The following is an 18,152-nucleotide window of genomic DNA, read 5'->3' as shown; positions in this document are numbered from 1 at the left end:
TGGTCTATGTCACCGGCAGATCATGGCAGAGGTGTGTGACAAGTTCGGCGCAACGTTGACCGAGTTCAACGGAGAAACCGACCACGTCCACCTATTGATCCACTTCCCACCTACCGTGCGACTCTCCACTCTGGTCAATAGCCTCGAGGGCGTCTCCGCTCGATACCTGCTCCAAGAGTTCCCCGACCACATCCGGAAATACCTGTGGCGCAATCACTTCTGGTCACCGTCCCACTTCGCCGCCTCCGCAGGTGGACGCCCACTCGCCATCATCGCCGAGTACATCACCAACCAAAAACGACCAGAACCCACGAAAGAAAGCGACCCCGCTACGGCGCTCGCGCAGACAGAATCAGCTTCCTCCCGGCCCTGAAGGGCCAGGCTTCCTCTGTTTAATCCGGTGAACGCAATTCGCTGCTCCTCGCGGGCGGTTTCGCGCCCGCCTTCCCGGAGCACCGGCTGTCGGAGGTGCCGATGGCGTCGGTCGCCGACGCCATCGGGAAGATCCTCACCGCGCATTCCCCGTACCCGGCGGTGGTGATCGACCGGCACTGGAACATGGTGGACGCCAACGACGCGGTGGCGATCCTGACCGAGGGGTGCGCGGCGGAGCTGCTCGAACCGCCGGTAAACGTGCTGCGGCTGAGTCTGCACCCGAACGGGATGGCCCCGCGGATCCCCGATCTGGCGCTGTGGCGCGGGCATGTGCTGCACCGGTTGCGTCATCAGATCGCGGTCACCGGCGACGACGGACTCCGTGCCCTGCTCGGCGAATTGGACGGCTACCCCGGCGGCACCGTCGACAGCGCGGACCTGCCCGGGTCGCTCGTCGTGCCGTTGCGCGTCCGGCACCACGACTCGGAGCTGGCGTTCCTCAGCACGACCACGATGTTCGGCACTCCCCTCGACGTGACGGTCGCGGAGCTGGCCATCGAATCGTTCTTCCCCGCCGACGCGGTGACAGCGGCTACCCTCCGCAGTAGCGTGAGCAGCGACTGAGGAGGTAGGTCTGATGGACTTGACAGCAATTGGTGTCGGTTTCGGCTACGTGGTCGTAGTCCTCACCATTCTTGTCGTCGTGGTCGGGGTGTCGGCACTGTTCGTGTTCTCGATCAAATCGGATTTCATTCCGCCGGAATCCCCGGGGACTCCCACGGGGCGGAAGCGGATCGGCAGGGCGGAATAGCCGCGTACGCACCGGAAGGCGGGCAGTTCCTCACGGAGGGGCTGCCCGCCTTCACGTATGGACGGGCCGCCGGTTTCTGGATCGATTCCGCTGTGCCGGCGGGGCGAAGCAACGCTTACTGAGACGCTCGGGGACAAGGCGACTACCGTGACAGGAGTCGTCTATTTTTCGAGGAGCACGGAATGAGTATCAAGTCGGTAGAGTCACGCCGCCATCGCGTCGTGGTCATTGGATCCGGCTTCGGTGGGTTGTTCGGCACACAGGCGCTGAAGAATGCCGATGTCGACATCACCATGATCGCGCGCACCACTCACCATCTGTTCCAGCCGTTGCTGTATCAGGTGGCGACCGGCATTCTCTCCGTCGGCGACATCGCTCCCGCCACCCGGTTGGTGCTGCGGAAGCAGAAGAACACCAAGGTTCTGCTCGGCGATGTCGACAAGATCGATCTCGAGGCGAAGACGATCACCTCTCGGTTCCTGGACCGGACCACGGTCACCCCGTACGACAGCCTGATCGTCGCGGCGGGCGCAGGCCAGTCCTACTTCGGCAACGATCATTTCTCCGAGTTCGCGCCGGGCATGAAGACGATCGACGACGCCCTCGAACTGCGCGGCCGCATCCTGGGCGCGTTCGAGCAGGCCGAATTGTCGAGCGATCCCGCCGAACGCGCCCGGCTCCTGACGTTCGTCGTCGTCGGCGCCGGTCCGACCGGTGTCGAGCTCGCCGGCCAGATCGCGGAACTGTCGCGGCGGACCCTGTCGGGGGCGTTCCGCAACATCGATCCCCGTGAGGCCCGGGTGATCCTGCTGGACGGCGCGGACGACGTGCTGCCCGTCTACGGCGGCAAGCTGAGCCGTAAGGCCCGCCAGCAGCTGGAGAAGCTCGGCATCGAGATCCAGCTGGGGGCGATGGTCGTCGACGTCGACGTGGACGGCCTCGTCGTCAAGGACAAGGACGGCACGCAGCGCCGGATCGAGTCGCAGTGCAAGGTGTGGTCGGCCGGTGTGCAGGCGAGCCCGCTGGGCAAGCAGATCGCGGAGCAGTCGGACGCCGAGATCGACCGGGCCGGTCGCGTCCTGGTCAACCCGGACCTGTCGGTGCCCGGCCACCCCGAGGTGTTCGTGATCGGCGACATGATGGCGCTCGACAAGTTGCCGGGTCTGGCGCAGGTCGCGATGCAGGGCGGCAAGTACGCGGCCAAGCAGATCAAGGCCGGCCTGAGCGGTCAGAAGCCGGAGGACCGGCCGCCGTTCAAGTACTTCGACAAGGGCAGCATGGCCACCATCTCGCGATTCAGTGCGGTGGCGAAGGTCGGGAAGCTCGAGATCAGCGGTTTCATCGGCTGGGTGGCCTGGCTGGCGATCCACCTGATGTACCTGGTCGGGTTCCGCAGCCGGCTGTCCACTCTGCTGTCGTGGACGGTGACGTTCCTCGGCCGCGGGCGCGCGCAGATGGCATCCACCGAGCAGTGGGTGTTCGCCCGCAATGCGATGGAGCAGCTGGAGCGGCACGAGCGGGAGAAGGAGGCCGCCGAGAAGTCGTCCGGCGGCGCGCAGCGCAAAGCCGCGGGGTGACACCGCTTCACACCTGACGTGAACAGAGCGGAGGGGACGGACCTGTCGGGTCCGTCCCCTCCGCCGTGTGCGGGGTGTCTCAGTTGCCGAGACGTCCGGTGTCGGTGATGTTCGCGAGCCGGACCTGCCCCTTGGAGACGAGTCGATCCTGTTCGTCGGTGATCCGAACCTCCCACAGCTGCTGAGTGCGTCCGCGGTGAACGGGACTGGCTTCGGCGGTCAGCGTGCCCTCCCGCGTCGCGCGGAGGAAGTCGGTGTTGTTGTTGACGCCGACGACGTGTCCGCGGCCGCCGAGCCACACCGTGCCCGCAGCGCTGGCCACCGATTCGATGACGGAGCAGTAGACGCCGCCGTGCTGGATTCCGGCCGGCTGCTGCAGGTCGGGGGTGACGGTCCACTGCGCGCGCACGCGGTCGGGTGAGAGTTCGGTGTATTCGAGTCCGATGAGGGCGTCGAAGCCGTTGCCCAATTGATCGGCCAGTGCGGCGGTGTCGATCCGCCCGTCACCGTTCGATGCCTGCTGTTCCCCGGAATCCACCATCACACTCTCCATCGGATCGCTGTGCGCTCTCGCGGCGCACCCGATCTCTTGCCTACACGACGGGGCGGGCGGTGGGAAAAGCAGGTGGGGCAAACGGATCGGCGGGCCTCACACTGTGTCAGCATGAGGCCCGCCGTGGGATGGACCTGGGAGTCTCTGCAGCCCTCAGGACTCCGGCGCGGTCCGGTAGTTCGGTTCTCGGCGTCGGTGTTTCTGCTCGACGTCTGGAACGAGTATAGGCAAGGCTTCCCTAATTAAGCAAGCGCTTCCTCGCCTGCCCGAGTCGGCCACAGTGCGGGCGCGTGATCCGGCTCTTCGAGCGGACCGGCACCCCGGCCGCCACGAACGCGTCCAGGATCCCCTGCCCGCGGCGCTGCGCGGCAGCCTCGCCGCCACCGGCGAGAATTGGCACGTACGTCGCGGCCCCGAGCACGGCCTCCCCCACGAGCCCCCAGAATCGGGACGCGTCGATCGGCGTCAACCGGGCGATCGCGTCGAACACCGCATGCAGCGACGTGAGACTGCGGTGCACCGTCCACAGCAGCAGCGCCCGCTCGCAGGGCACGGTGACCGTCCGCGGTGCGCCGGCATACGGGTCGTTCGGCAGCACGCGCAGGGTGTCGTCGGCGACACCCGCCCAGTCGATTCCCTCGTCGCTGTCCATGTGGATCCACAGGTTCTCGAGCCCCGGGTCCCACGCGCGCCCCTCCAGGACGACGAGCGCGGTGACACGCCCGACCACTGCGTGAATGAGCGCGGTGGCCACCTGCATCGCGGCGACGTCCGGGTCGGGAACGTCCTCGAGCGACCGGGCCCACATCCGGGACACCCGGTCGCCGTCGAGGTCGACCGCCAGCGACCACCACCGGCGTTTACCCTCGTCTGCCATCGTCGCGACCGCGTACATGCGCGGATATTCGGCGTTCAGCGCGCGAAGTCGTGAGCAGGACACGTCCAGTGCGGTCGCGGGGGCGGACAGGGTCGAAGTCACCGTGCACTCCAATCGGTCGGGATGGAACACCACCAAACATAGGTGAGCCTAACCAAATATCAAGGGTTGACATCATGTGATGTGAGGCACCCCGCCGACCGCAACGCCCGGGACGTGCCGCCGGATGTGGCATCAGGGATAGGGTTCCGTAACCTAAGTAGTTGAATTCGGTGCAGATCCGGTGCACAGGCACACACGTCAGGAGCTTCCCCCGCCAGTGACGACGACGAGACAGTTCGGCAGCGACATCCCGCACCTGCCGACCGACGAGCCCTACGGGAAGCGCGACGTCCCGCGCGGTCCCGCCCCGCTGTACCTCCGGGCACTCGCGGGACTGCTCGACATCGGGACAGTGGCCATCCCCCTCGTCCTCGGGTGGTACATCGTCGACTCCCTCCGCGACGACAACGGCGGCGGGCAGGCGGACCGGGTCGTCTTCGGCGGCGCCGCCGTCGCGATCGCCCTCGGGCTCGCGCTGTGGAACCGCGGATTCCGCGAAGGCAACACCGGGCAGAGTTCGGGCAAGGGCTGGGTCGGCCTCGTCACCCGCGACACCCACACCCACGACGCGATCGGTCCGAAACGGTCTCTGCAGCGGGTGTTCCGGCGCTCCGGAACCGAGGTCGTCCGGGAAAGCACCGCGTCCGACGAAGGCTTCACCGTCCGCGAGAAGGACGTGTCCGTCGCGGCGATCCGGCGTCGTCGGCTCGTCGGGCTGGGTGTCCTCGTGATCCTGATCGGGCTGGTCCTGCTCGCCAGCGTCGCGGTCGGGGCGCGGCCACTGTCGTTCGCGGAGATCTTCCACGCACTGTTCGATGCGGACGGTTCGCAGACCGACATCATCGTCCGCACACTCCGCGGCCCGCGGACCGCGCTGGGACTCGTCGTCGGGATGGCGCTCGGCGTCGCGGGCGCCCTCATCCAGGGACACACCCGCAACCCGCTCGCCGACGCGGGACTCCTCGGCCTCAACGCGGGCGCCGCGTTCCTCGTCGTGCTGTCGATGTACCTGTTCGGGTTCAGCGCGCCCAGCGAATACCTGTGGTTCGCGTTCGCCGGGTCGTTCGCCGCCAGCGTGGTCGTGTTCGGGCTGTCGTCGATCGGCAACGGGGCGGCGAGCCCGCTGAGCCTGGCCCTGGCCGGCGCCGCCGTCGCGTTCTTCCTGCAGGCGATGACCAACGCGATCATCATCGTCGACCAGTCCAGCCTCGACTCCTACCGATTCTGGGTGGTCGGGTCGGTGGCCGGCCGCGGCTTCGACGTGCTCTGGCAGGTGCTGCCGTTCCTCATCATCGGTTTGATCCTCGCCCTCGTCAGCACACCCGGGCTGAACGTGCTCAGCCTCGGCGAGGACGTGGCACGGTCGCTGGGCACCAACATCGCGGCCAGCCGCGCACTCGGCATCGTCGCCATCACCCTCCTCACCGGTGCGGCCACCGCGGCGTGCGGCCCGATTGCATTCATCGGTCTCGTGGTCCCCCACGTCGCGCGGGCGATCACCGGCCCCGACTACCGGTGGCTGGTCCCCTACGCCGGCCTCCTCGGCGGCGTCATGCTCGTGACCGCCGACGTCATCGGACGCGTCGTGGTCCGGCCGGGTGAGTTGCAGGTGGGAATCGTGCTCGCCGTGTTCGGCGCACCGTTCTTCATCGCGTTGGTTCGGCGTAGAAAGTTGGCAAGCCTGTGAGCACTCGCGACGAAGTGCGCCCCGACCTCGGGGCCGCCCCGGCGTCCCGCGTCCCGGCGCGCCCCGCGTTCCGGCTCGGACCGATCTCCCTGGTCCTGCGCCCCCTCGGTATCGCCGTCAACGTGGCCCTGCTGGTGGCGCTGTTCCTGGTGCTGTGCCTCAACATCGGCCGCGGCGACTACCCGCTGTCGATCCCCGAGGTCACCAGGGTGCTGTTCGGCGGCGGCACGAAGGCCCAGAACTTCATCGTCATGGATCTGCGCCTGCCGCGGTCGCTGACCGGTGTGTTCATCGGCATGGCCCTCGGCCTGGCCGGCGCCATCACCCAGTCGATCGCCCGCAACGCCCTCGCCAGCCCGGACATCCTCGGCATCACGTCCGGTGCCAGCGCCGCCGCGGTCGCGCTGATCGTCCTCGGCGGCGGCGGCAGCTTCGTCGGCCTCCTTGCCACCCTGGGCATACCGCTGGCCGCCCTGTTCGGCGGGCTTCTCACCGCGCTGGTCATCTACGTGCTCGCGTGGCGCGGCGGAGTGGAGGGCTACCGGCTGATCCTGATCGGCATCGGCATCAACGCCATGCTGATCGCGGTCACCGGCTGGCTGCTGATCTCCGCGGACATCAACGACGCGTCGCGGGCCCAGGTGTGGCTCAACGGCTCCCTCAACGGCGCCGCCTGGAGTCAGGTGTGGCCCGTCACGATCGCCGTCGTCCTCGTCGGTGGCTACGCCGTGATCTCGTCGTTCACGATGGGCGCCCTCCGCCTCGGCGACGACAACGCGGTGTCGCTGGGTGTGCGCCTGCAGTGGTCGCAGGCCCGGCTCCTGCTCATGGCCGTCGCCCTCGCCGGCATCGCGACCGCGGCCGCGGGTCCGGTCGGCTTCGTCGCGCTCGCCGCGCCGCAGGTGGCGCTGCGGCTGGTGCGGTCCGCGGGCCCGCCGCTCATCGCGTCGGCGCTGACCGGCGCCGTGCTCGTGGTGGGCAGCGATGTCGTCGCCCGCACGATCCTGCCGGTCGAGCTGCCGGTGGGTATCGTCACCTCGGCGCTCGGTGGCCCATTCCTGCTGTATCTGCTGGTTCGCAACAATCGGAAGGTCTCGGCATGACCGTGCAGACTGATCCTCGACTGATCGCCGAAAACCTGAGCCTCGGGTACGGCGACCGGGTCATCGTCGACAACCTCGACCTCGAGGTGAGGACCGGGGTGATCACCACCGTGATCGGGCCGAACGGTTGCGGCAAGTCCACCCTGCTGCGTGCGCTGGGGCGGCTGCTGAAGCCGCGCAACGGTTCGGTTCTGCTCGACGGCAAGGCCATCGGATCGATGCGCACCAAGGACGTCGCCCGCACGCTGGGCATGCTCCCCCAGGCGCCGCTGGCCCCCGAGGGGCTGACGGTGGCCGACCTGGTGGCCCGCGGCAGGCACCCCCACCAGTCGTGGCTGCGGCAGTGGTCGTCCGACGACGAGGGCGAGGTCGCGGAGGCGCTCGCGCTGACCGGGGTGTCCGACCTCGCGGACCGCCCCGTCGACCAACTGTCGGGCGGTCAGCGTCAGCGGGCCTGGATCTCGATGGCCCTCGCGCAGGGAACCGACATCCTCCTGCTCGACGAACCCACCACCTACCTGGACCTGGCGCACTCGATCGAGGTGCTCGACCTGGTGGACCGGATGCACGAGGAGTTGGGCCGCACCGTGGTGATGGTGCTCCACGACCTGAACCTCGCGATCCGCTACAGCGATCAGCTGATCGTGATGCGGGACGGCACCATCGTCGCGGCCGGCGCGCCGAAGGACATCATCTCCGCCGAACTCCTGCTCGAGGTGTTCGGTCTCGAGGCCGCGGTCATCGCCGACCCGGTGTCCGATCGCCCGCTGGTGGTGCCGATCGGCACCCGCCACGTGTACGGGGCGGTGGGCGGACCGGAGCCGAAGTAGCGGCCGTCAGCGCCGGCCGCCGATCATCGTCCGCACCAGCCGGTAGCTCTGCCCCAGCGACACCGTCGGCAAATACGCCCTGCCGACGGCGTTGCCGATGCTCGGCAGGGCGGCCGGATCGGCGAACGTCATGTGCATGGCCACGTACCGGGGCTGGAACTTCGACTTGAACGCCAGCAGCGAACGGAACCCGTACACCGGTTCCAGGGTCCGGCCGAGCAGATCCAGCACGCTGTCCATCACCGCCGACAGGCTCGACGACTCCGACCGTTCCCGATCGTCGGCGTCGCTGTCCGGTTGCTCGACCTTGGCGAGCGGGGCGCCGGACAGGCTCAGGAACTGCGCACCCTCCTCCTCCAGTTTCAGCGCCGCGGACGCGATGAGGAACTCCATCGCCGGCCGGAACCCTTCCGAGCGCCGGCGCATGAAGTCGAGGGTCCAGCCGACCACCCGCCCATCCTGGTACACGGGCAACCAGGACGTGACGCCGTGGACGGTGCGATCCTCGTCGACGGCGATCAGGCAGCGCACCTCCGGGTCGTCGACCTCGTCGAGTCCGCCGAGCGTGAACCCCATTTCGGGCATCCCCTTGTCGGCCACCCACTCCTCGGAGATCGCCGTGATCTGGTCGGTGATCGACCGCGGGGCGCTGGGGAAGCTGACCCATTCCGCGGTGATCCCCGACTTCTTGGCCTTGTTCAGGGCGGTCCGGACGTCCTGGAACCGCTTGCCGGTGAACGCGATCTGCCCCAGATCCAGCACCGTCTCCTCCGCGACCTGGATACCGCTCCAGCCGAGGGCGTCCGTGACGGCGCGGACCTCGCCGGTCACCGAGTAGAAGCACGGGATCCACCCGTTGGCGGCGGCGAATTCGGCGAAGTGTTCGACGTTGTCCCGCAGCCGATCGGGCGGGCCGACCGGGTCACCGGTGGTGAGGGCGACCCCGGCGAGGACCCGGTACGCGACGTAGCTCGTGCCGTCGGCGGAGAACCAGTAGTGGTTGCCGCGCCACGTCGTCATCCAGGACAGCGGGCTTCCGCTCCCCGACTTCAACAGGGCGCGTGCGCGTTCGGCGGCCGCCGAGTCCGATCCGATGGCGGGACTGAGGAACGTCGCGGCGACCAGCGCGCACGCCGCCACCCAGAACACCACCCCGGTCCACTCGTATAGCAGGGTCGCGGGAATGCTCTCCGGCAGCAGCCGGGGGTCGAGCCATTGCAGGTACACGGGCGGGATCAGCCGCTCCGGGAAGTCGGCGAGCAGCGTCGTGAACCCCGGCCGGGGATCGAAACCGTGCCGCGCCCACAATCCGCCCAACACGTAGAGAACGGCGAGACCGGCCAGCAGCGACACCAGGACGATCGCCAGCCGGCGGTAGGTTCCGGCCGGGGCGGCGACGTCGAAGAACCGGCGGGTGGCGAGCAGCACGATCAGGATCGCCAGCGGTGTCAGGAACGGCACCAGCGTCCGGTACAGGTTCGGGTCGGCGAGACCGTAGAACAGGGAGTCCTCGTCGAGGGAGTCGACGAACCGGATCGCGAAGTTCAGCAGCGACAGCACCAGCAGGATCACCTGGGCGATCACGGACGCGACCCACGCGAAGCGACGGCCCCGTCGGAGGCCGTCGCAGAGGGTGAGGAGGAACAGGGACGGCATCAGACTCAGCAGGGTCGGTCCGACCCCGGACAGGCGCAGTTCGAGCAGCCCGCGCCGGCATTCGGGGTCCGACGCCGACACCTCGCACAGGTCGCGCACTTCGCCGGCCGTGTAGGGGATGCCGCGGAACAGGTCGCGGAGCACGGCGAGGGGACCGACCGCCTCCGCGGACAGTGCCGCGATCATGGGGCCGATCGCGCTGGCCGCCACGATGATCGCGACGAGTACCCGGCCCTCACGCTGGGTGCCCGCGATCCGTTCGCCGCGGGCGGAGCGGCCGACGATCCAGCGGCCGATCACCAGGCCGACGACGGCCGCGGCGAGCCGGACCACGTCCTGCAGCGAACCACTGAACAGTGCCAGGGTGATGGTGAACACGAGGACGCCGACGCGGATCCGCCGACGCCACAGCGTGCCCATGTTCGAACTGGCCACCATCGCGGCACCGACGATCCACGTGCTCGGACCGACGGCCATGCCCACGTGCAGCCGGAAACCCCAGTTCGCGTCGACGACCTTCGCGACGGCGGCCACCGACAGTGCGAGCAGCCCGCCGAGCACCTGGGTGGCGACCGCGGCCAGCACGAACCGCGCCGACCCCATGCGACGTTCCAGCGGTGCGGCCGCCACGAGGACGAGGACGGTCGTCGACAGGTACGCCAGGACGTCGTCGCCCCACAGCCCGGCGGTGAACAGGGTCCACACCCAGCCGTTCTGGAACGCCCGGATCCCGATCGCAACGTGCTGAGACAGGTCGTGGGAGGGACCGCTGATCACACTGGACGTGGCGATCGCGAGGATCCAGATCACGACCAGCAGCGCGATGCTGACCGGTGCACCCCGCACGCCGCCCCAGACCCGTTCCGCTGCCCGCCCGGTCTGACCCTTGACCCTGGCGGCCGCACCGTGTCCGGTCGCCGCGCTGTCGTCGGTCTTCATCCGCCAGGTCCCCACTCTCCGCGATGTCGAGAACGAACGCTTGCCCGGCGGGTCGGCCGCTGCCAACCCGACCGTAATCCACCCGTTTGGAGTATGGCCAATACCACACGCCGTGACGCAGTTTTACTACTACCAGTAGTACGTATCTGCGTCGTCGTATCCGTAGAATCAATTTATGGCTGGACTCGGCGAACTCGAACGCGCAGTGATGGATCACCTGTGGTCCACTTCGGAACCGCAGACGGTACGGCAGGTACACGAGGCACTGGCGGCACGCCGTGAACTCGCGTACACGACTGTCATGACAGTGCTCCAGCGACTGGCGAAGAAGCACCTCGTCATTCAGCAGCGCGACGACCGCGCCCACCGGTACCTGCCGGTGCACCAGCGCGAGGAACTCGTCGCGAGCCTCATGGTGGACGCCCTGCAGCAGGCCGACAAGTCCGGAAGTCGCGCCGCCGCACTCGTCCACTTCGTGGGGCAGGTCGGCGCCGACGAGGCCGACGCGCTCCGCGAGGCCCTCGCCGCGCTCGAGGCCAAGGAGCGGTCCACCGGAGACAATCAGTCGGGAACCGTTCGCGCCGGCTGACGTTCGTCATGCATGATGAGTAGGACATGGACGCCACCACCGCGCTGGTATTCGGAGTACTCGCACTTCTTCTCGCAGGGCCTGTCCCTGCGCTGCTGAGTCGTGCCCGATGGCCGCATCGCGCCCCCCGAGCAGCCCTCGTGCTGTGGCAGGCAATCGCCCTCGCCGCAGTTCTGTCCGCGTTCAGTTCGGGTCTCGCGATCGCCAGCCAGCTGCTGGTCCCCGGACCGGACGGGCGCCCCACCACGGCACCGGTCGCCGAGATCGACGCACTGGGCCTGCCCCTGTGGCTGCTGTACGTGGTGGTCTTCGCGCTCACCCTCCTCGTCGGCGCCAAACTGATCTTCTCGATCGTGCAAGTCGGGGTCCGCACCCGGCGCAGACGCGCCCGGCACCGGATGCTCGTCGACCTCCTCGACCGCTGCGACTCGTCGTCGCCCCTCGCCCGCACCCCCGACCTGCGGGTCCTCGACGTCACCGAGCCCATCGCCTACTGCCTGCCCGGTCTCCGCCAGCGGGTCGTGCTGAGCCAGGGCACGTTCACCAACCTCGACGACGCCGAGATCACCGCGATCCTCACCCACGAGCGGTCCCATCTGCGGGCCCGGCACGACCTCGTCCTCGAGGCGTTCACCGCCGTCAACGCCGCCTTCCCCACCGTCGTGCGCAGCAAGTCCGCGCTGGGGTCGGTGCAGTTGCTGGTCGAGATGCTGGCCGACGACTCCGCCGTCCGCGCCACCGGGCCGACCGCACTGGCCCGCGCACTCGTCGCCTGCTCGGGGTCGATCGCCCCGAAGGGTGCCATGGCCGCGGGTGGTCCCAGCACCCTGCTGCGGGTGCAGCGCCTGTCCTCCTCGGAAGCGGGCACCCCAGTGGCACTCGCCGCCTACGCCGCGTCGGTGGCCATCCTCGTGGTGCCGACCATCGCCGTCGCCGTCCCCTGGCTCACCGAACTGAGCCGGTTGTTCAGCGCCGTATAGTCACCCAGCTCACAACCCGCCGCATTCGATAACCGGGTGCCCCGTCGCGTACACTGGTCGACGGTCGCCACTGCGGCCCATCAACACTGAAACGGCACACAGCCCAATTCCCCGCACTTCCGCGAATGGATTGACCAGGTGACATGTGCCCTGGCTCGTCCCTTTGTGCGTGCTGCATGACAGCCCCCGCTCCGCGACGCGCCCTATGCCCGGAGAGGTATTTGCGTGACCAACGCTGTCCAGACGACGTCTGCCCCACTAGAGCAGACCGAGACCGAAACCCCTGATCAGAACGCCACCGTGACGTTCGCCGAGATCGGCCTGCCCGCTCCCCTGGTCCAGGCCCTCGCCCGCAACTCCATCACCGTCCCATCGCCGATCCAGGCGCTGGCCGTGCCCGATGCGCTGGCCGGCACCAACGTCCTCGGCCGCGCACAGACCGGATCGGGCAAGACCCTCGCATTCGGCCTGCCGATGCTCACCCGCCTGTCCCGCCACGAGGACCGGCCCGCACCCAAGCGTCCCCGCGCACTGGTGCTCGTGCCCACCCGGGAACTCGCATTCCAGGTGGTCGACTCCCTCAACTCGTACGCCGGGGCCATGGGCCTGACCGTCCGCCCCGCCGTCGGCGGCACCCCGTTCTCCAAGCAGGTCGACCAGCTGCGGCGCGGCGTCGACATCCTCGTCGCCACCCCCGGCCGGCTGAACGACCACCTGCGTCAGGGCACCTGCATCCTCGACTCGATCGAGATCACCGCGCTCGACGAGGCCGATCAGATGGCCGACATGGGCTTCCTGCCCGAGGTCCGGGCGATCCTCGGTGAGACCCGGGCCGACGGCCAGCGTCTCCTGTTCTCGGCCACCCTGGACCGTGAGGTGCAGTCGCTGGTCCGCCAGTTCCTGCCCGACCACGTGCAGCACTCCACCGAGGACGGTCGCGCCAGCGTCGACACGATGGAGCACTACGTGCTGCTCGTCGACCGCGGCCAGAAGGACAACGTCCTCGCGGAGATCGGTGCCCGCGACGGCCGCACGATCATGTTCGCCCGCACCAAGCTCGGCTGCGAGGGCATCACCGACCGCCTCCGTGCGGTGGGCATCGCCGCCGAGGCGCTGCACGGCGGCAAGGCGCAGAATCAGCGCACCCGTGTCCTCGAACGGTTCAAGAACGGCCGCACCCCGGTGCTCGTCGCGACGGACGTCGCCGCCCGCGGCATCCACGTCGACGGCATCGACCTGGTCGTGCACGTCGATCCGCCCGCCGATCACAAGGACTACCTGCACCGCGCAGGCCGGACCGCCCGTGCCGGCGAGAAGGGCACCGTCGTCGCGATCGTGCTCCCCAACCAGAAGCGCACGTTCCGCCGCCTGACCGGGATGGCCGGCGTCGACGCCACCGCCGTGCCCGTCACCCCAGGCTCGGAGAAGCTGGCCAGCATCACCGGCGCCAAGGCGCCCAGCGGAGAACCGGTGCGCGACACCTACTCCCGCGGCGAGCGTGGCGGCGACCGCAAGTTCGGCGACCGCGGACCCCGCCGTGAGGGCGGTTACGCCGGCCGCGACGGCGGCGGCTACCGCGGCAATCGCAGTGACCGCGGTGAGCGCAGCTTCGGCGACCGTCCGTCGGGTGGTCGCAGCTTCGAGGGTCGTGGCCCGCGCCGCGACCAAACCGACAACCGGTCCGGCGGCTACCGGGGCGACCGCCCGCAGCGTGACGGTGACAACCGTGGCGGCGGTTACCGCGGCGACCGGGACAACCGGACGTTCACCGATCGGGCCCCGCGCCGCGACTTCGGTGACAGTGCACCCCGCCGCGAGTACGGCGGCGGCAGCAGCGCCCCGCGCCGTGACTTCGGTGACCGCGGCGACAGCCACCGCGGTACCGGCGAGCGCAGCTTCGACCGCAGCGCACCGCGCCGCGACTTCGGCGACAACCGCGGTGCGGCGGGCGGGTTCCGTCGCGACGACCGTCGGCCCGCGGCCGCGTCGGAGCGGCGCCCCGCGTCGACCGGTGGCGGGTTCCGCAGCCGCACGGATCGTCGCTCATACGACGGCTTCGACGGCCCGCGGCGTGAGCGACGCAGCTGATCGATCGCTGATCGGACAACCGAATAACGAAGTGTGAGAGAAGGCCGGCCGTCGCGTGTGCGACGGCCGGCCTTCGTATGTTTGGCTTAGGCGGTTGAGGTTTTCGTAGCCGCCGATTTCACTACCGCCGAGCGAGAGGGAATGCTGTATCCATGACTATCGACAACACTGAGGGTGCCCGCGCCCAGATCGGCGTCACGGGACTGGCCGTCATGGGCTCGAACATCGCCCGCAACTTCGCCCGGCACGGTCACACGGTCGCGCTGCACAACCGCAGCATCGCCAAGACCGACGCCCTCATCAAGGAGCACGGCAGCGAGGGCGACTTCGTCCGCACCGAGACGATCGAGGAGTTCGTGGGCGCGCTGCAGAAGCCGCGCCGCGTGCTGATCATGGTCAAGGCCGGCGACCCCACCGACGCCGTCATCGAGGAACTCGCCGCGGCGATGGAGCCCGGTGACATCATCATCGACGGCGGCAACGCCCTCTACACGGACACGATCCGCCGTGAGGCCTCCCTCCGGGAGCGAGGCCTGCACTTCGTCGGCGCCGGCATCTCCGGCGGCGAGGAGGGCGCGCTCAACGGCCCGTCGATCATGCCGGGCGGACCGAAGGAGTCCTACGCGGCCCTCGGACCGCTGCTCGAGTCGATCGCCGCGCAGGTCGACGGCACCCCCTGCTGCACGCACATCGGCCCCGACGGGTCCGGTCACTTCGTGAAGATGGTGCACAACGGCATCGAGTACGCCGACATGCAGCTCATCGGTGAGGCGTACAACCTGCTCGGGTCCGCCCTCGGCTACGACGCCGGGAAGATCGCCGACGTGTTCACGGAATGGAACGGCGGCGACCTCGAAAGCTACCTCGTCGAGATCACCGCGGAGGTGCTGCGGCAGAAGGACGCCAAGACCGGCAAGCCGCTCGTCGACGTGATCGTCGACGCCGCCGAGCAGAAGGGCACCGGCCGCTGGACCGTCAAGTCCGCGCTCGACCTCGGTGTCCCCGTCACCGGGATCGCCGAGGCCGTGTTCGCCCGCGCCCTGTCCGGGTCCCGCGAGCAGCGCAAGGCCGCGGTCGGGCTGGCGTCCGGCGTGCTCGCCGACAAGCCCACCGATGCCGCCCAGTTCACCGAGGACATCCGGCAGGCCCTGTACGCGTCGAAGGTCGTGGCCTACGCGCAGGGATTCGACCAGATCGCGGCCGGTAGTGCCGAATACGACTGGGACCTGCACCCCGCCGACCTCGCGACCATCTGGCGTGGCGGCTGCATCATCCGCGCCCGGTTCCTCAACCGCATCAAGGACGCGTACGACGAGAACCCGACGCTGCCGAGCCTCATCCTGGCCCCGTACTTCCGGGACGCCATCGAGACGGCCATCGACAGCTGGCGCCGGGTGGTCTCCACCGCCACGCTGCTCGGGATCCCGGTGCCGGCGTTCGCGTCGTCGCTGTCCTACTACGACGCCCTGCGCGCGGAGCGGCTGCCCGCAGCCCTGACGCAGGGGCAGCGCGACTTCTTCGGCGCCCACACCTACGAGCGGGTCGACGCGGAGGGCAAGTTCCACACCCTGTGGAGCGGTGACCGCAGCGAAGTGCAGGTCTGAGCCTCGCCGACTGCCCGTCCCCGGCCGTGACGTACCGCGTGTACGTCACGGCCGAGGCGTCGGAGGCCCCTGCTCGGAGGCGGTAGCCTTCTCGATATGCCCGACGACGAGTTCTCCTCCCCCGCACCGGTGGGTGAGACGTTCCTCGCGCTCGGTCTCCCCGCGGTGATGACCCATGCCCTCGCCCGTGGTGGCATCGGGGCGCCGTTCCCGATCCAGGCGGCCACCATTCCCGACGTCCTCGCCGGCCGTGACGTTCTGGGCCGCGCCCCGACCGGCTCCGGGAAGACCCTCGCGTTCGGACTGCCGATGCTCGTGCGGCTCAAGGGCGCCGCCAGCAGGCGGGGCTTCCCGCGCGGCATCGTCCTGGTGCCCACCCGTGAACTGGCGTTGCAGATCGAGCGCGCGCTGGACGAGCCGGCGCTGTCCGTGGGGTTGCGGGTGGCGAACGTCGTCGGCGGGATTCCCATCAAACGTCAGGTCGAGATCCTGTCGCGCGGTGTCGACCTGCTGATCGCGACGCCGGGACGCCTCGCCGACCACGTGGCGCAGGGGTCGGTGTCGCTCGACGACGTGACGGTGCTGACCCTCGACGAGGCCGACCACATGGCCGACCTGGGGTTCATGCCGCAGGTCACGACGATCCTCGACAAGACCCCGGCGGGCGGTCAGCGGCTGCTGTTCTCGGCCACCCTCGACGGGGAGGTCGACACCCTCGTCCGCCGGTACCTGCGAGACCCGGTCACCCACTCGACGGCGCCGGTCACCGCGTCGGTGGGCACCATGCGCCACCACCTGCTGTTCGTCGACCGGGTCGACAAGAAATCCGTTGTGGCACATATCGGTTCACGTGCGGGACGCACCCTCATGTTCGTGCGCACCAAGTACGGGGTGGACCGGCTCGCGCAGCAACTCCACGAAGCCGGCATCTCCGCGGGCGCCCTGCACGGCGGCAAGGCGCAGAACAACCGCACCCGCACCCTCGAATCGTTCGCCGACGGCACCACCCCCGTCCTGGTCGCCACCGACGTGGCGGCGCGGGGCATCCACGTCGACGACATCTCACTCGTCGTCCACGTCGACCCCCCGGCCGACCCCAAGGACTACCTGCACCGCGCGGGCCGCACCGCCCGCGCCGGCGAGTCCGGTGTGGTGGTCACCCTCGTCACCGAGGACGAACGCGCCGAGGTGGAGAAGCTGACCCGCAAGGCCGGGATCGAGGTGGACGGCGTGCGGGTGCGGCCCGGCGACACGGTGCTGGCCGAGATCACCGGCGCCCGCCGCCCCACCGGGAAGGCGGTCCCCGCACCCGACACCCGGGCACCGGCGCAGGACACCCCGAAGAAGGGCAGGCAGGCGCACGACACCGGCGGTCGCCCGGCCCGCCGCGGCCGGCCCGGGGACGGCGGAGCACCGCGGGCGGGTGCCCGACGCGGCCGGAAACCCGGACCTGCGTCAACTCCGCACGGACACCGCAACCGCGGGGCACACTGAGAGGCATGTCCCTGCCGTTCGCGTCGATCGTGTGCGCGCTGATCGCGGCGCTGCTGTTCGCGTGCGCGTCGGTCGCCCAGCAGAGTGCGGCGTCCGCGGTCCCCGAGGACGCCGCGTTGATGACCACTCTGCTGCGCAGTCCCCGCTGGTGGGCCGGCTTCGTCGGGGACGGCGGCGGGTACGCGATGCAGGCGGTGGCATTGGCGCTCGGGTCGGTGCTCGTGGTGCAGCCGCTGCTGGTGACGGCGCTGCTGTTCGCGTTGCCGTTGTCGGCGAAGTTCTCCGGGTACCGGCTCAGCCGCACCACCTGGGCCCTCGCCGTCGCACTGGCTGTCGCGCTCGCGGTCTTCCTGGTGATCGGCGACCCCACCGAGGGCAACATCGACGCCCCGTTCCGCGAATGGGTGGTGCCGCTCGGCATCCTCCTCGCCGTGGTGGCGGTCGCGGCCGCCGCGGGGATGTCGAAGATCGACCCCGGATGGCGGGCGCTGCTGCTCGGTGGGGCGGGCGGCATCCTGTACGGGGTGGCGGTCGCGTTCACCAAGTACGTCGTCGAACTGGTGCCCCGCGGGCTGTGGGCGGTGCTGAGCAGCTGGCAGGCGTGGGCGCTCGTCGCCGCCGGCCTGGTCGGGGTGTATCTGCAGCAGCGCGGGTTCCAGGTGGGTCCGCTGTCCGCGTCGCTGCCCGCACTGACCATCGCCGAACCACTCGCCGCCGTCTTCCTCGGCATGACCGTCCTCGACGAGCGGCTGCGGGTGTCGGGCCCCGGACTCGTGGTGGTCGGCTGCGCGGTCGCGGTGATGCTGGTGGCCACGATCGGACTGTCCAGGTCGCAGGCCCAGCGGACATCCGACACCACCGCAACTTCCCCGGTATCGTCCTGACAT

14 protein-coding genes and 2 pseudogenes are annotated in these 18,152 nt (G+C 69.4%); 13 read left to right on the top strand and 3 right to left on the bottom strand.

The features are described from left to right. Window positions 1–16: 16 nt before the first annotated feature. The 4 genes and pseudogenes from tnpA to QM806_RS37105 form a co-directional block, all read left to right on the top strand. Window positions 17–373: pseudogene (gene tnpA, locus QM806_RS37120) on the top strand (IS200/IS605 family transposase); the annotation flags it as partial. A gap of 29 nt (window positions 374–402) precedes the next feature. Beyond that, window positions 403–999, top strand: a pseudogene (locus tag QM806_RS37115) (MmyB family transcriptional regulator); the annotation flags it as partial. A gap of 13 nt (window positions 1,000–1,012) precedes the next feature. Continuing rightward, entirely contained in the window at window positions 1,013–1,186 is a 174-nt protein-coding gene (locus QM806_RS37110; protein WP_009480519.1) for a hypothetical protein, read from the top strand. A 182-nt stretch (window positions 1,187–1,368) separates the two neighbouring features. Further along, window positions 1,369–2,763, top strand: a complete 1,395-nt coding sequence (locus QM806_RS37105) for an NAD(P)/FAD-dependent oxidoreductase (RefSeq protein ID WP_005255101.1) — start codon at window positions 1,369–1,371, stop codon at window positions 2,761–2,763. Between the two features lie 79 nt (window positions 2,764–2,842). Here the strand turns inward: QM806_RS37105 and QM806_RS37100 are convergent, their stop codons facing one another. Further along, window positions 2,843–3,304, bottom strand: coding sequence for a PaaI family thioesterase (locus tag QM806_RS37100; RefSeq protein ID WP_169694812.1), 462 nt, complete (start codon window positions 3,302–3,304; stop codon window positions 2,843–2,845). A gap of 250 nt (window positions 3,305–3,554) precedes the next feature. Then, complete coding sequence (locus QM806_RS37095) at window positions 3,555–4,328, bottom strand: hypothetical protein (protein WP_169694810.1); 774 nt, start codon at window positions 4,326–4,328, stop codon at window positions 3,555–3,557. A gap of 184 nt (window positions 4,329–4,512) precedes the next feature. On the opposite strand from QM806_RS37095, the gene QM806_RS37090 reads away from it, so the two are divergent. Genes QM806_RS37090 through QM806_RS37080 form a run of 3 tightly spaced genes read left to right on the top strand, consistent with a single transcriptional unit; the run spans window position 4,513 to window position 7,915 of the window. Further along, entirely contained in the window at window positions 4,513–5,982 is a 1,470-nt protein-coding gene (locus tag QM806_RS37090) for a FecCD family ABC transporter permease (protein ID WP_133986683.1), read from the top strand. Beyond that, window positions 5,979–7,085 carry a FecCD family ABC transporter permease gene (locus tag QM806_RS37085; protein WP_064080638.1) on the top strand — a complete coding sequence of 369 codons (1,107 nt, stop codon included), beginning with the start codon at window positions 5,979–5,981 and terminating at the stop codon, window positions 7,083–7,085. Before QM806_RS37090 ends, QM806_RS37085 begins: the two co-directional genes overlap by 4 nt. Next, entirely contained in the window at window positions 7,082–7,915 is an 834-nt protein-coding gene (locus tag QM806_RS37080) for an ABC transporter ATP-binding protein (protein ID WP_005573383.1), read from the top strand. Before QM806_RS37085 ends, QM806_RS37080 begins: the two co-directional genes overlap by 4 nt. A 6-nt stretch (window positions 7,916–7,921) precedes the next feature. Here the strand turns inward: QM806_RS37080 and QM806_RS37075 are convergent, their stop codons facing one another. Then, entirely contained in the window at window positions 7,922–10,510 is a 2,589-nt protein-coding gene (locus QM806_RS37075; RefSeq protein ID WP_169694808.1) for a phosphatidylglycerol lysyltransferase domain-containing protein, read from the bottom strand. Window positions 10,511–10,685: 175 nt separating this feature from the next. On the opposite strand from QM806_RS37075, the gene QM806_RS37070 reads away from it, so the two are divergent. The 6 genes from QM806_RS37070 (at window position 10,686) to QM806_RS37045 (ending at window position 18,149) form a co-directional block, all read left to right on the top strand. Next, on the top strand, window positions 10,686–11,099 hold the full coding sequence (locus QM806_RS37070) for a BlaI/MecI/CopY family transcriptional regulator (protein ID WP_005246077.1): 414 nt from the start codon (window positions 10,686–10,688) through the stop codon (window positions 11,097–11,099). Window positions 11,100–11,125: 26 nt separating this feature from the next. Next, entirely contained in the window at window positions 11,126–12,079 is a 954-nt protein-coding gene (locus QM806_RS37065; RefSeq protein ID WP_054248857.1) for a M56 family metallopeptidase, read from the top strand. 225 nt (window positions 12,080–12,304) lie between these two features. Next, the gene (locus tag QM806_RS37060; RefSeq protein ID WP_169694806.1) at window positions 12,305–14,167 is read left to right on the top strand and encodes a DEAD/DEAH box helicase; all 1,863 of its coding nucleotides are present in this window, start codon (window positions 12,305–12,307) and stop codon (window positions 14,165–14,167) included. A 152-nt stretch (window positions 14,168–14,319) separates the two neighbouring features. Beyond that, window positions 14,320–15,771: an NADP-dependent phosphogluconate dehydrogenase gene (gene gnd / locus QM806_RS37055; RefSeq protein ID WP_005255084.1), complete on the top strand. Its 1,452-nt coding sequence runs from the start codon at window positions 14,320–14,322 to the stop codon at window positions 15,769–15,771. Between the two features lie 96 nt (window positions 15,772–15,867). Continuing rightward, complete coding sequence (locus QM806_RS37050; protein ID WP_005255082.1) at window positions 15,868–17,265, top strand: DEAD/DEAH box helicase; 1,398 nt, start codon at window positions 15,868–15,870, stop codon at window positions 17,263–17,265. A 5-nt stretch (window positions 17,266–17,270) separates the two neighbouring features. Further along, window positions 17,271–18,149 carry a DMT family transporter gene (locus QM806_RS37045; protein ID WP_005255080.1) on the top strand — a complete coding sequence of 293 codons (879 nt, stop codon included), beginning with the start codon at window positions 17,271–17,273 and terminating at the stop codon, window positions 18,147–18,149. Window positions 18,150–18,152 lie beyond the last annotated feature (3 nt).

The organism is Rhodococcus sp. IEGM 1351, from assembly GCF_030056875.1.
In the GTDB taxonomy this organism is placed as follows: domain Bacteria; phylum Actinomycetota; class Actinomycetes; order Mycobacteriales; family Mycobacteriaceae; genus Rhodococcus_F; species Rhodococcus_F opacus.
This window is presented reverse-complemented; position numbering and strand designations above follow the sequence as displayed.

What these genes read in the sequence shown, in the direction of transcription:
- QM806_RS37080 (WP_005573383.1), top strand. Translation starts at nt 7,082, where the DNA reads ATGACCGTGCAGACTGATCCTCGACTGATCGCCGAAAACCTGAGCCTC.
- gnd (WP_005255084.1), top strand. Translation starts at nt 14,320, where the DNA reads ATGACTATCGACAACACTGAGGGTGCCCGCGCCCAGATCGGCGTCACG.
- QM806_RS37045 (WP_005255080.1), top strand. Translation starts at nt 17,271, where the DNA reads ATGTCCCTGCCGTTCGCGTCGATCGTGTGCGCGCTGATCGCGGCGCTG.
- QM806_RS37110 (WP_009480519.1), top strand. Translation starts at nt 1,013, where the DNA reads ATGGACTTGACAGCAATTGGTGTCGGTTTCGGCTACGTGGTCGTAGTC.
- QM806_RS37065 (WP_054248857.1), top strand. Translation starts at nt 11,126, where the DNA reads ATGGACGCCACCACCGCGCTGGTATTCGGAGTACTCGCACTTCTTCTC.
- QM806_RS37105 (WP_005255101.1), top strand. Translation starts at nt 1,369, where the DNA reads ATGAGTATCAAGTCGGTAGAGTCACGCCGCCATCGCGTCGTGGTCATT.
- QM806_RS37100 (WP_169694812.1), bottom strand. Translation starts at nt 3,304, where the DNA reads ATGGTGGATTCCGGGGAACAGCAGGCATCGAACGGTGACGGGCGGATC.
- QM806_RS37050 (WP_005255082.1), top strand. Translation starts at nt 15,868, where the DNA reads ATGCCCGACGACGAGTTCTCCTCCCCCGCACCGGTGGGTGAGACGTTC.
- QM806_RS37075 (WP_169694808.1), bottom strand. Translation starts at nt 10,510, where the DNA reads ATGAAGACCGACGACAGCGCGGCGACCGGACACGGTGCGGCCGCCAGG.
- QM806_RS37070 (WP_005246077.1), top strand. Translation starts at nt 10,686, where the DNA reads ATGGCTGGACTCGGCGAACTCGAACGCGCAGTGATGGATCACCTGTGG.